Source organism: Bradyrhizobium sp. SZCCHNR2028 (assembly GCF_032380995.1).
GTDB lineage: Bacteria > Pseudomonadota > Alphaproteobacteria > Rhizobiales > Xanthobacteraceae > Bradyrhizobium.
In genome coordinates this window covers 15,525-28,729 of sequence record NZ_JAUHJF010000037.1, presented here as the reverse complement: position 1 = coordinate 28,729, position 13,205 = coordinate 15,525, and the positions used below count along the sequence as shown (strand labels likewise).

Annotated in this window: 8 protein-coding genes and 1 pseudogene; 4 read left to right on the top strand and 5 right to left on the bottom strand. The window is 59.3% G+C overall.

All coding sequences use genetic code 11. From position 1 onward, the window contains the following. Positions 1-289, top strand: a 289-nt coding sequence (locus QX121_RS31055; RefSeq protein WP_315813857.1) for a transposase, incomplete at its 5' end; no start/stop codon positions are given. A gap of 410 nt (positions 290-699) precedes the next feature. Here the strand turns inward: QX121_RS31055 and QX121_RS31050 are convergent. After that, on the bottom strand, positions 700-1,944 hold the full coding sequence (locus QX121_RS31050; RefSeq protein ID WP_315813856.1) for a hypothetical protein: 1,245 nt from the start codon (positions 1,942-1,944) through the stop codon (positions 700-702). 1,227 nt (positions 1,945-3,171) lie between these two features. Between QX121_RS31050 and QX121_RS31045 the strand changes: the two are divergent. Both QX121_RS31045 and QX121_RS31040 read left to right on the top strand, forming a co-directional pair. Then, a pseudogene (locus QX121_RS31045) lies at positions 3,172-3,636 on the top strand (transposase); the annotation flags it as partial. A 149-nt stretch (positions 3,637-3,785) separates the two neighbouring features. Then, on the top strand, positions 3,786-5,105 hold the full coding sequence (locus QX121_RS31040; protein ID WP_315813855.1) for an alpha/beta hydrolase: 1,320 nt from the start codon (positions 3,786-3,788) through the stop codon (positions 5,103-5,105). Between the two features lie 222 nt (positions 5,106-5,327). On the opposite strand, the gene QX121_RS31035 is transcribed toward QX121_RS31040, so the two are convergent. After that, positions 5,328-5,510, bottom strand: coding sequence for a hypothetical protein (locus tag QX121_RS31035; RefSeq protein ID WP_315813854.1), 183 nt, complete (start codon positions 5,508-5,510; stop codon positions 5,328-5,330). A 1,051-nt stretch (positions 5,511-6,561) separates the two neighbouring features. On the opposite strand from QX121_RS31035, the gene QX121_RS31715 reads away from it, so the two are divergent. Then, a complete protein-coding gene (locus QX121_RS31715) occupies positions 6,562-6,960 on the top strand; it encodes a DUF6602 domain-containing protein (protein ID WP_409999388.1) in 399 nt (132 codons plus the stop codon). 113 nt (positions 6,961-7,073) lie between these two features. On the opposite strand, the gene QX121_RS31030 is transcribed toward QX121_RS31715, so the two are convergent. The 3 genes from QX121_RS31030 to QX121_RS31020 are packed head-to-tail and all read right to left on the bottom strand — an operon-like array spanning position 7,074 to position 13,203. Next, the gene (locus QX121_RS31030) at positions 7,074-9,467 is read right to left on the bottom strand and encodes a hypothetical protein (protein ID WP_315813853.1); all 2,394 of its coding nucleotides are present in this window, start codon (positions 9,465-9,467) and stop codon (positions 7,074-7,076) included. Beyond that, on the bottom strand, positions 9,464-11,044 hold the full coding sequence (locus tag QX121_RS31025; protein WP_315813852.1) for a DUF2357 domain-containing protein: 1,581 nt from the start codon (positions 11,042-11,044) through the stop codon (positions 9,464-9,466). The genes QX121_RS31030 and QX121_RS31025 overlap by 4 nt, the downstream gene beginning before the upstream one ends. Positions 11,045-11,058: 14 nt before the next feature. Beyond that, positions 11,059-13,203: an AAA family ATPase gene (locus tag QX121_RS31020; RefSeq protein ID WP_315813851.1), complete on the bottom strand. Its 2,145-nt coding sequence runs from the start codon at positions 13,201-13,203 to the stop codon at positions 11,059-11,061. Positions 13,204-13,205 lie beyond the last annotated feature (2 nt).

The following is a 13,205-nucleotide window of genomic DNA, read 5'->3' as shown; positions in this document are numbered from 1 at the left end:
CCTGATCGGCGTTGCCCCTTACGACGACGACAGCGGCAAGCGCCGAGGCGAGCGCCACATCAAGGGAGGTCGGCGCTGGGTGAGAAACGGCCTGTTCCTTCCCTGCCTCGGGGCAGCGACGCAGCATAATCCGGTGCTCAAGACCTACTATGAACGCCTCATCGCCAAGGGCAAAGAGCCGAAAGTTGCCCTCATCGCCTGTATGCGCAAGCTGATCATCATGCTCAACACGATGATTGCCCGCGGCGAAAAATGGAATCCCAAGCAGCCCTGCGTTGCGATGAACTGATCGAGCGCCACATTGCGCTGGGTCCACGACCGAGTGCATGCCAAGCCAACAGGACGGCGAGCGGACGGGGTCAAGGCCTTCAGCCGCCGAAGGCGGGGGCGCGTCTCGCGCCAGCCTTGAGGCCGGCCGTTCGCCGGCCTACCTCAACAGCACAGTTGCTCCGTGTGGTGCGCCCAAGCGCGCACAATAAGGCCACCGGCCATAAGAGTTGTGGCCTTACAAGCCTGTCAATCCGCCAAGCATCACCGCTAAGTGGAAGACGCATATCACAGTCATGATGTCAGCTCTTGCCTAGCGAAGGTGTCTCCGCTCGTTCGCGGCAAGCCACTCCGCCTTTAGCATTTAGAGCACCGCGCGATAGTCCGTCGGACTCTGGCTGAACTCTTCGAGGGGCGTCTCGTGAACCAATCTCAGTCATCTTCCGCCCGCGGTGGCGCTAACGGGTCAGGCTCTGGAAACAGTTTTTCCTCGCCGATAGCCTCCACAATCCCGCCAGGTGTTAGTTCGCTCTCGAGCCGTGAGACATGCTCATCCGCCCACTCCAAGAGACGTGCTAGTTCGCGGGGACCATTATCCTTCAACTTGCCACGCAATCTCGCGACGAACGGTCTCAGGTGATCCGCTTCACTCGAGATCTCGGCGAGCCGGTTCAGAAACTCCGCTCTCTTTGTCTCCCGTTCCTCGCGAGCTCTAGCGAGCGCCTCAAGGTGCCGCTGCAGTTCCCAATCTCTGTGCCAGCGTTCACGTTCTTCGCGCCTCGCCTTGATGCCGGCCAGATAGGCAACAATCCCGCCCGCAATGTCTTCGGTGAGGCTTTCCAGTCGTTGCCGTTTGCCGTCAGCCCAGTTGCGGCGCAGCCCAATATAATGGTTTGCGATCTGAAGGCTCAGTTCGCCTGTCCGGATAAAGTCGAATTCGGGATAGGCGCGCTTGTAGTCGAGAGACCAGAGGCTCACCGGCATTTCTCGCTCGCGCTTCTTTTTCTGCCGCTCTTCCAGCGCTAGCTCCTCCATGGTCGGAGCGTGCGGGCGCCTTTCGATCCGCTCGGAGAGTGAAAAGGTCAGCTCGTCCGGCTGCACTGCGACACGCATGTGACCGCCCGGCAGATCGATGGTCAGCCCCCGCGCCTCCAGCGCACGCGCAAGCCCATCAAGAATCGTGATCACGCGTTCAGCGCTCGTGACGCCAACTTCGATCCCGCAGCGGCCGGGCCCGCTGACCCGCACGGCGTCGTCGCGGTCGGGTTTGGCTTTGCGCAACTCTTTTGCCGTTGCTGCAATCAATGGGTGCACGTTTTCAACCGGCGGCGTCGGCTCGACGACGACCGGAGTCGGTATCAACTTCGGAAGAGCTTTGCGGCGCTGGCGCTCCTGGTCCAGCACCTCTTTGACCTCTGGAGCCAAATTCTGCAGTGAACCATAGATGCTGATGCGCTCGTGCTGCGGATCGGTCGTGCCGTAGAAGGGAACCTGTTTGGCTGGCTTGCCTGCCGCCTTCTTGGCCCAATAGCCGCGCGCCGGCGTCGGCACCCGATGCCTGTCGCAGATCTTTTTGAGAGCAACGTCCGATATCCCAAAACCTTCGGCGACCTTGGTCATCGGTTGCGACCAAACCAGGTCGTACATCGCTCGGCGGGTGAGTTCGTGCTCGGACATTGTGCCTGCGCAGACAATTCAGCTAACCACAGACTTCCCTAACCATGAGATCCAGATTCCTCAATGCCCATCTTCCAAGTCAGAACAAACACCGGCCGATGGGTCCTTCCCCCGCCCCTGCCCCATACGGCCCAAGCGTGCCCCGGAAATCCACCAGCTGCAAAGGGCGAAACTTGGGTTGACACGGTTGACAGGTTGACACGGCCATTGTTGAGCCGGGGTACGTCGCCCATAGATGGTGCGACACGGGCGATGTAGAACGCAGATCGATCGTTTCGTCTTCGACATGAACAAGCGCTTTGCGGAAGCTGCCAGGCATCCTAATGGACCAGCGCCGCATCCTTTATCCGGACCTTTGCTCTTTCCGAAACAGCGTCCAAACGGTACCTGCAGCGGCGATATCTGGTTCATCCTCGACCACATTCGACCTCAGATCTGTTTCGCTTGCCTTTTGGACCAACTGGACCTCGGCTCGAAAGGTGAAGGAAGGCAAAGCCACTAATAGCCCCTGCCTTTTCCTTACGACCGATGTTAACTCGGTCGTAAGGCCCCTCCACAAACAGCATGACCGGAGATCCTAACCAGGCTGGGTGAGTTCGACGTGTGAATGAATTCGTCCTAGGAGACCAGAGGCGCTACAGCGGCCCTGTCCGACGACGTCCTGAAAGGCTTCGCCCAAGGCGAAGGAAGATCTTACGCTCCTTATTCCGATCAACGTCGGCTTTGAGACTGAGAGATGACAGCAGCCCGGCAAGGGCCTGTCAGCTCGTGCCGAAGCAGTCGATCATATCCGCCCCGACCTTCACCTGCACACTCCGACAAGGCGGCGGCGCATTTTCGCGGCGCTCGACGTCATCGCCCGGAGGGAGCGCTAAACCCGGTGGGCGCGCCTTCGCCGTCCAGCTCCGGCTCGACGACCAGATTTTGCAGGATGCCCTTGGCGGCGATGCTGTGGAAAGGTAGCGTGTGGGCGGAGCGTCAGCGGAGGCCCCTCGCGGGTCGTGAGACCAGTTAAGAGGGCAGCCGTAGGAGCGTCAGCATAGCGCCGCCGAAACCGGGACGCGGGACCGACCGCCCCCGGCGAACGCCTCAACAGCATCGCAACATGCTAGAATCAATTTTGCATTTATGCTTTTATGGTATCGTCTCATTGTTGTGCATGAAAGTCGGCGTTGCGACGCAGAGATATCGATTATTCAGTCTGTCTGATTGGCAGGACTGAAGGTCATGATGGTGCATCGGAAAGTCGAACAGGCTGCGTTGTTCTATCAGTTCTCGTTAGAACGGCACATCCCTGCCGACCACCTCCTGCGGTCGATCGACAGGTCGTCGACGTCGAGGATCTGCGACGGGAGTTGGCACCCTTCTAAAGCAACATTGGGCAGCCCTCGATCGGTCCGGAGCTGATGATCAGGATGCACTTGATCGGCTATTGCTTTGGCATCCGATCGGAGCGGCGGCTCTCTAATGAAGTCCACTACAATCTGCCATACTGCTGGTTTTGCCGTATGGGTCTAGATGGGACGGTCCCCGATCACTCGACGTTCTCGAAGAACAGGCACGGCCGCTTGCGTGAGAGCGATCTCTTCCAGCGCGTGTTCGAGACCGTCTTGCGCCATTACATCCGGAGCGCTTGGTCGGCTGCGAAGGATTCGCGGCGACGCGAGCCTGATCAAGGCGGAAGCCAATCGGCACGCCGCATACTATCGGGCTGTTCGACACGAAAAGACCGCTTGAAAACTTCGGCTATCCTTGCAGAGTTGCCGGCAGCACGAGTCAAAAATGCCGTAGCTTTGTATGCCTATTGCGCTGGACTGATCTGAGAGGCGGGATCGACTGTCATGAAGGGCACTTGGTTAGCTCAACCCCAGAATGGCACAGTGGTGATCTTTATCCACGGCGTGATTTCCGACGCCGAGGCTTGGCGGAACGCAAACGGCACGTATTGGCCAAGCCTCCTCATCGAAGACCCACGCACGCGCGGTGTCGGCGTCTATATCTTCGAATACGAGACCGGACTTTTCTCGGGCACCTATCGAATCAACGACGCGGTTGATGCCCTTACGACCCATCTGCGGCTGGACAAAGTCCTGACCGCCCAACGGCTCGTCTTCGTCTGCCACAGCATGGGTGGCATCGTGGCCCGGCGATACCTGGTGCGGGAAGAGCGCGATCTCCTAGATGCCAAAATCGAGGTTGGTCTATTTCTGGTAGCCTCGCCCTCCCTCGGGTCCGAGTACTCCACCTTTCTTAGCCCTCTATCCTCCGTGTTTCTCAGACACGCACAAAACGACATCTTGAGAAGTTCGGCCATGAACGCCTGGCTCTTTGATTTGGACCGCGATTTCAAGGCCATGCTGAACGCTCAGCGGTTAAAGATCACCGGCAAGGAGCTGTTCGAAGACAAGTTCATTGTTACAAAGTTCTTTTTCATGCGAGCCGTCGTCGATCCCATCTCGGCCGCCAGATATTTCCCTGAACCTTACCGTGTGCCGCTCTCCACCCATTTCACGATCCCCACGCCCAACGATCTGGAAGCGATCCAACACCGTTTACTGGTGGAGTTCCTTGGCAAACTGGACCCCCATGTGCAGGCCGGTATCGACGCCATTGGGAAGGACGGACGGGTTAGGGTGGGATTCCCCGATGGAGTCCGCGCAGATATCGTGAAGTGTCAGATTGCTCTGAAAGAGGTCGAAGGGAAGGTTCCGGGTGTCCTCACAGTCTGGCCGGAGACAACGCTGGCGATTGAGAGGCTGGTCGCCAGCCTTCTTATGGACGCTGCGGAGCACCGCAAGCCGACCTCACGATTTCATGGTCGGCCTCCGGAAAAGATACGCGAGTTCCTCGATCGCGGGTACGAAAGCACCAAGCACGTGGCACGCATCCGCGAGGGGGTTGACAAGCGCGCGGAGCTGATGGTCGAGAGGATGCGGGGCTACTGGCTGCCAGCGCTTGACAATATCGTTGCTAGGAGCCTTTCGAACTTCCTCACGCTTTGTCATCTGAGCGTCTTGCAGGACCTGTTGCAGCTGCTTGCGAGTGTCGACTTTCTCAGAAATCTAATACCGGCCGACGTTGAGCCGTGGATCTACCAGTCGTATTCGGCCGATGCGTACCGGGAAGCCTTCGCCATCAATCAGCCGCTTGCGTACGCCTAAGTTAGTGCTTTGTCCGGCGTGACGCTAGAGCAATATCGGTTTTATTGGGGGCCGGAGAGCGAGGTAATCGCGTCCGCACGCCGGCGCGATGGTGATCCGGTGACCGGAACTTGGATCGACAAGTACCTTTACGCCCAGAACGAGCTGCAGCTGCTGAATGCAGGTTTCGCAGAAGCGTTTAGATACACGGAGGACGTCTCCATTATCAAGGTGACGGACTCGTCAGGAAAAGAGTGCTTCTGACTTGCCTGGCCAGTGCTGCCACAGGCGCGAACTAACGTGCTCGTCAAAGGTCAGGTCGCCACGCCCTAGTTTGATCCTATCGAAGATTTCCAGCTTCGCCACAGCTAAAGGCGTCTTCCACATCTCGTCAAAATCGGTGGGCACCTGATAAGACTCGCCCATCGCGACATATTGCGTTGCCGCTCTGTGGCGATTTGAGTAGGACTAAACGAATGGCGCCCGTTGAGGATAATCCTCCGCTGGAGCAACCTTCTTCGCTACGCCCGATTATGGGTACAAACTACGCAGTCCTGGCAACTTCTTCCAAAACTGGATTTGATACTTCCGGCGTTCCTGTTTAGACGTAGTGTCGAGGTATATCGTGTCTCTTGCGTGAACGATGATCGTTCGGATCCGGCTTTTGATCGGATCGAAGTAAAACACCGATATCGTCACGTCTTCCTTCAAGTCCATCGGGGCACGTTCCACCGGTGCCACCTGATTATATTGGCGAACTTTGCCTGGCTCCAGTGTCTCCCTTTTCGGAAACACCAGCTTGTGGTTCCCGTTGATTCTCTATCCTTCCGTCAAGACATCCTTAGCAAGAAGGTCAATCACCATCTTCTCGTAAGCCACGGTGATCATGCGAATAGCCAGCGGGTATTTTTTACGATTCCACATCCCGAATTCAATGGTCGCCGTGTCCCCTTGCTTCCCGCCGCCGCCCCGTAGCTAGATATGAACACGGCCGGCTTCCATCCGAAGTTCTGACGGAAGGCGATGAATAGCGAGGTGACCGAGACGACGGTGTTTTCCGATCGTGAGGGACAAGAAAGCGAGCAACTGAAGGGTGGGAGTGTCAGAAGGAAGGTGGAGCATAGAAACTCGCGGGCCCTATTCGCCACACCGCGGCGATTGTTGGGGGAAATGCCGTTACACTGATATCATGAGGAGTAATCGTCCATCTGGTCAGGCCAACAGGCATCAGAGCAAGATGTGCCTATGAGAATTCCAGACCAAATTTGGCCGATTCTCGAAAAATACCGGGATCAGTTTCCCCATAGACCGATAATTAACAGAGGTGTCGAGGTCTATCCATGGCGAGACAGTTACTGGTGAAGGGCTGATCTCAAGCCACCCTCCTCATTTCCATTCCTTTCTACACTCCACCACACCTGGCAGGGTAAGCATGGCAATCGTCCGACTGCGACGATTCGCTCCGGCTTGAGCGCAGCTGGAGTGCAATCGGTCGTCCAATGCCACAGGCGACGCAACTGACGGCATTTGGATCGAGCTACTCAAGAACTATCTGCCGGAGCGCTACCGCATTGACAGAGCGTTTGTCATCGATAGCACCGACACGGTCAGCCGGCAGATCGACGTCGTCATCTATGACCGCCAATATACGCCCTTGATCTTCGAACAGGACGGCACTTTGGTGATGCCCGCTGAGGATCGATCTTTGCCGTTCGACAGCCGCTTGCTGTATCGGCGATTCGTGCGGGTACGTGTTCGCCCTTCAGACCCTCCTATGCTGATGACACGCCGGTTCCCGTGCTTAATCAAGGCCGCGAACAATCGAGACGGGGCGGCCTGGGTATGCGCCGCGAGCAGCGCCATTTCGCAGACCTGAACCTCGGTTTGCTGTCTATCTGTTCGTGCCAGGCCGAACGATGGGCTTCAGCCCCACATGCGAGACTGACTTTATCACTGCCAAGCCTCATACAGTGCACGGTTGCTCCAGGTCTAAGCACTGTCGTCGAGATCCTCAATGCGTACCAAGATGGCTGGATCACCGGCGCCGTCAAGGAGGGCAAGTATGCTCGATATGAGGGTCAACTTGTCGTCGATGCGTAAAGCACTACCGCGTTGACGGGCCAGTTTAGTTGCCGCTAGCTTCAAATTTTCTCTCAATTGTCGGACAGCGGGATCTCGCTCGGCCATCAGCGCATAAGGTTCGACTTCACGATAGCGGAACAGTCCGGCAATAGCCGACAGCGCATTCTTAAAGCGAATGTTGAATGCCCCTCGCTCCGTCTGGGCAATTAGATCCTGCGACGCCAACGTAGCAATTCGTTCGACCAGCTCGGGCGTCAACGCCTTCGGCGCTTCGTCCCGCCTCGACAGAATCATGGCGCATGCATTCATCGTGTCGGCGTTTGCCGAACGCAATACGAGCGACTTCAGCACGCGCCGAACGCGCCGGGTACCCGTCACCGATCGGCCGGCACCCTGGATCAGCACGCGTCTGGCACGGGCGGGACCGAGAAGCGGAGATGGCTGCCCGGCAACCTCGGCCTCAAGCGCCTCGACTATCATGTCCTGGACGTTGGCGGGACACCGCGTGAAGACCCACGTCAAACAGCGGAGTGGCGCGTTGTCCTCGAGCGCGCGACGCGCCGCGGCCGACAGTGCTTGCGAGCATCTGCTGAGAGCCGCCTCCAGGTCGGCCACAGCTCGTTCCGACAATCCTTTGGGCAATTGGCCGTCGGTGCCGACAGGACGGACAACTTGCTTCGTGAACGGATCCCGTTGGGAACGAGACAACCGGTCCGCCAGTACCGAGAGGTCGTATCGTCCGGTCCGCCGCATCTGTTCGAGCAGGACATTCAGGCTCTCGATGCGATTGGTCCCGGTCCAGAAATCCATCGAAGGCGCCTCAACGACGCGCAGCGGGATCGTGGGCGGCGGCGTCTTAAGCTTCTCGAGTATGTCGCCGACAGTGGCGTCGAGCGGCGCCAGCGTGCTCCAGTCCAGCAGGATCGGAGCACGCTGCAGCGGCTCCCATTCTGTTGACGTCAGCGACAGCCGCGCCCAGCTCTGTCCTGGAGTTTGCCGCAGCCGCAACTCCACCGCGACGTCTGTGTGAGGCGCCTCGTCGAGTGTCACTTTCCAGAACCGGATCTCATCCTCGCCCTTAAGGACATAGAACTCGATGTCCTTCTTGCCGGCCAGCCATTTTAGGTCCCGATAGGGCGGGGAGACATATTCCTTGTTGGCGGGCAAGGTCGCGTTGCTGCCGACGAGATCGTCGAATTGCGGCTCGTCTCGCCGCATCACCGCAAGCTTGATCGGCGTCAGCCGGTCGAAGTAATGCGGAAGGCCACGTTCGACCAGTCGACCGGCGGTGAGGGCACCGCGTGCAACGGCGTCCCAGCCAAGGCGCGTGAGATTAGGCAGCTGCGCCTGAAGCCGCGCGGCAAGGACCGCAGCAAAACGCTCGGCCAGGGGCGTCAGCAGGAAGGTGGCTGCGATTGGCTCCGCCGTGCCGAAATCGAGCCCGGACTCGAAGTCATCCGACGCGAACACATCCGCTTCCGTCAAGGGCTGCGGGACGAGTTCGATCCAGTTTCCGTTGTTCAACCGCAGGATTTCTGTCGGTACAGGGTCGTCACCCACAAGCAGGTGCAGCCCAAGGCTGCTCTTGTCGCAGACGCCCTCGCGCACCTGAGGATGGACGTCGCGCAGCTTCGCCTCAATCCGGGCCAGGAGATTTCTCAATCCAACCTGACAGAGAACGCGGCTACCATAGTCGTCACGTTCCGGAGCCAGATGATGGTGATGTTCGGCATCGCGCCGGAGACGAAGGGTCTGCAGCTGGAAACCGTCGCCGCAATGAATCAGAAAGCAGAACAGAGCCCCTTCGGCGTCAGGCATGATCGCGCGACTGTCGACGGCGTGGAGGAACGCTGCGACCGGCTGCCATAAAAGCCGCAGCTTTCTCGTATCCCGATGAAAAATTGACAGCCTGCGGAACTGCGCCGCCTCATCGAACTCCGGGACATCAGGGACCGTGATGATGATGTCCTCGGCGCTGCGTGCGATGGCGGCGATCGCCGCTCGGTAGACGTCCTTCGCCGTCGAAGACCAGTCGAACGCCGGATCATCAAGAAGCGGCGCGAGCGCGAGCCTACGCGCCGAATCACCGAGCTCACCCCAACCCGGTCCACGCCCATGCGGCGCAATGAATGCCTGCGGACCACCGATCCAGGCCTGGGACTTCTGCTTGACAGCAACACTCCCCCAGCCACCATCGATGAGCCTGATAATATCGGGACTGACATCCTGCTGCTCGATGTCCCAGTCCCGCGCCGCGAAGTCGCGCCAGCCGTTGATGTCAACGCCCGAAATGCGTCTCATGGATGTACCTCGGCCGTCAGCGTCGACGTGAACAGCCGCGTCAGCTCAGCTAGCGCATTCGCGAGCCCGGCGCCCCGCGTACCAATGGCAAGGCACATAGCCGAGCCGCTTTGCTCGCAACCATGAGCCTCATCATCTACTGCCGGCCGCAGAACTGCCGCAGCCACGACGTTTACCCTTGTCTTCTGCCCCTTGGCGGTAACCTCCGCGATCTCGGCCAATTCACCGGGGATGAGGCCGCCGCGGACCGCCCAGATCGGCCACACGACGACAATTCGAAGAAATCCCATGAAATCGCCTAGGCGTCCGAACCTGATCGATATCGGAGCGGCAAAGTCGGAAAGGGCTTTGTCGGGCCTCTCCAATCTATAGCGGACCTCCACGACGAGCTTTTGCTGGGGCAGGAAGATGGTGACGAGCGGATTGTCATGCTCTACCCAGCATCCGCGAAGCTGCTCGTCGCGAAATTCGATCGGGGCCGCCGCAACCACCCTGGCGCCGGGAATGTCGATGAGCGCCACGACCACCGCCAGCGCACAGAACTCCTCCCAGGAACGAGCCTGCCAGCGCCAGAGCTGGTCGAGAATGCGATCTCTTCGCAGCAGCTCGTGCCAGGCGTTCCAGATCCGATGATAGTTGATGTTGTGCTGGAGAACAAAGTTCGGCGTCACTCCTGGATCGGCCGTCCTCACTCCATGGTCGGCGAGGTACCGGGCGAGCCGTCGGCTGGCCTTGCCAAACGCGTCGACCTTACGGGCGCGTGAGGTCTGTCGTTTGGCGGCGTACAGTTCGAGATAGTCCCGTGCCGCGTGCGACGCCAGCTCGCAATAGGAACGCAGAACGCGATTTTCGAGCGTATCGAAACTATCTTCTCGGGCGACAGCCAGCACACGCTGCTGATCACCCGCCCGCTCGGCAAGCGTCTCTCCGGGCTGCCTGACGAGCCACGTCATGGCCCGCCGATCCAGCTCCTGAACCCGGGCCAGCGGAATCTGCCGATGCGTCCGTCGCAGTATACGCCGCGGAGATCGTGCGAGTTCTTCAACAGTCCGCCAGAGCACGAACGCGTGGTCGGCGATGACGTCCATCCGGGGAGGGGTGTCGTCGTCGACCTTTTTCCATCGGCGACCGAGCTCTTGCCAGAGCTGTCCAGGATCACCAAGCAGCAGCTCGACATCTCTGACGCGGGTCCAAACCGACTCGGCTCGCAACATCAGCCGATGGGCTTCATGCTCCTGTTCCGTCTGTGGCTCAACATTCGTCGGCAGGCGCTCAGGGTTGCCGGGCCGGCGGAGCCTGATCGATCTTCCTTGCGACGTAATGGTGACGCCCGGCACGTTGCGCAGTGGAAATGGCAGAAGCGATAGACGCCGTGTCGGATCTCCCGCGTCAAAACCCACGATCGGCTCAGTCGTGTCCCGTTTTCCGTCGACCTCTACGCGATCGCCATTGGTCTCGTAGAGCCAGATTGCCGCAGCATGATCGGCGCCGATGTCAATGTCCTGCTCCCGCACGGTTATTCTGTGGGGTCGGCCGGACAGGAGAAGTGCCCACGGCCTCAGCCAGATCTCGGCCACGCGGTGTTCCTCCTCTATCGCGTCAGGCCGCGCCAGACGAACAAGCCAGTGCCACCAGCCTGACGGGTCCGCAACTCCGCGATCCGATCGGCCATAACCGCGTCCTGCAGTTCCTCTCGCAGCAATGCCTCAAGCGCGTCGAAGCTCGGGCGATGGCTGTCAATTTCAAGGCCGCGGAGCTTGGGCAGAATGCGATATTCGATCTGATCGACCAAGGCCGCGCGATAGTCATATCCTCGATTATCGGGATAGCTGGCAACATACGCGATGATGGCATCGCGCAGCCGATGACCGAATGGACGGCCAAACTCCTCCATGATCCGCGCCAATCTTTCAATGGCGCCATCGACCGCCGAGCGGACGCTACCGTTTAGCGTCGACGACGGCCTGATCCAGCCGCGCCACGATTTGAACGACTGCGCCTCGGCCGGTCGATCCGTGCCACGCACAGCTCCCTGGTCTCCAAAGCTGACGGGCGCAGCAAACTGCAGGATATTGCTCCGATCCAGAACCTTGTCAGACAGGGATTGCGTGCTTTCGTCGTCGTTCATGGTGCCGACGAACAACACGCTATGAGATGGGAACAGGCTGATCCGTTGCCTCAGACCTCTGATGTCGATCGGTATCATCGCATCTGCCCGCTTGCGCTTGTCAGAAGCCTCTTCATAACGAGGTCTTGCTTCCAGGCGACTGAGAAACTCAGAAAAGTAGTACTCGACGCGAGCCAGATTCATTTCATCCAGAAGTACCAGAGCGATGTGGTCGGACAGATCGCTCTCGGGAGTAGCTGGCGCCTCGTATGGGTTCATGTGCACCAAAAGCCGTGCCAGATCAGTCGCGCGGTAGTTCTTTTCAATGTAGTTGTAGAAACCGAGCAGATCCTGCGGGCTGTCCCAACGCGGCTCCACCGCGATCTGCAGGAAGTGGATTCCCATCGCTTCCGCGTAACGCCGCGGCAGCAGGCTTTTGCCAGTTCCGGAGACGCCCGCAAGCACGGTCAACTGGGAGAAATCGTTGATCTTGATCGCCGTGTGAAAGGCGTTGATCGTTCGACGACTGTATTTAAGGTTGTAAGACTGGAGATAGCGCTCAACATCATGCAGCGCTTCGACTTCATCGCGTGGCGACTGTCGCCTGATGGACGGAAACTCAAGCGCCGCCGGCACCTTGGTGAGATCCTCGAGCAGGCGCGCCGGATCGTCGTCGGTGGCCGCGCCACCGGTCTCCTGCTCTAGCCGCGCCTTGCGACTGTCCAGGCGAGCCACATCATCTTTTAGCGCCTCGAGCTTTGTCCCGAGCGCTTCAAACTCCTTACTCCGACCTTCCAAAGATCCTTTGCGCTGCTCAAACTCCTCAATCTGCTTCTTGAGCTCTTCCAGTTGAATGCTCCTTGCCGCAGCAAGCGCCGCGGTTTTTTGCATCTCATCCAGCGTCTCCTGCAAATCGTGCCGCTGCGCACGGAGCCTGGCCAGTTCAGATGCAATGGCATCGCGCTCCGACCTGACCCGCTCCAAGTGGGCTTCGAGAGGCATTTTGCGCCCTTCGAGTTCATCGACCTGCTTTGCCAGCGTCTCCAGTTGTTGTTTTCGCGCTGCGATGAACGCATCGAGGGTCTTGGCCTCCTCGATCCGCTGCAGCGCTGCATCTCGTTCCGCGCGTAGAGGCAGCAATTGAGACACGATCTCCTCGCGCTCGCGTCCGAGCTGCTCGATCTCCCGTCTGAGCTGCTCGCGACGTTCAGGGCTCAGCTGGTCCTCGACCGCCTCAAGCTCGGCTCGCCTGTCTTTGAGCTCCTTCGATACGGTCGCCAGTTCCCCGGCAGCCGCGGCCGCCTCCGCCTTCACCTGCTCGATCTCTCGCCGAGCATCGTCCAACGTCGCGAGCTCCGCGTTGATTGCCGTGAGCCGCTGTTCAAGGCTGGCAACCTCGGCCACCAGGCGGTCGCGTTGCTGGATCTTCTGCTCGACGACGCTCAGTTCCTGCCGCCTGTCCGCGAGCAGGGCCTCGGCCTGCGCACGCAGCTCCCTGACGTTTTCATAGCGTGTTGCGTCAGGGAGGCGGTCGCGCCGGATCTGAAACACGATGGCGATGCCGCTCATCACCAGCGCCAGGGCGGTCAGCATGATGATGGCCGGCAGAACAAGCTGTGTGGCGTCCACGA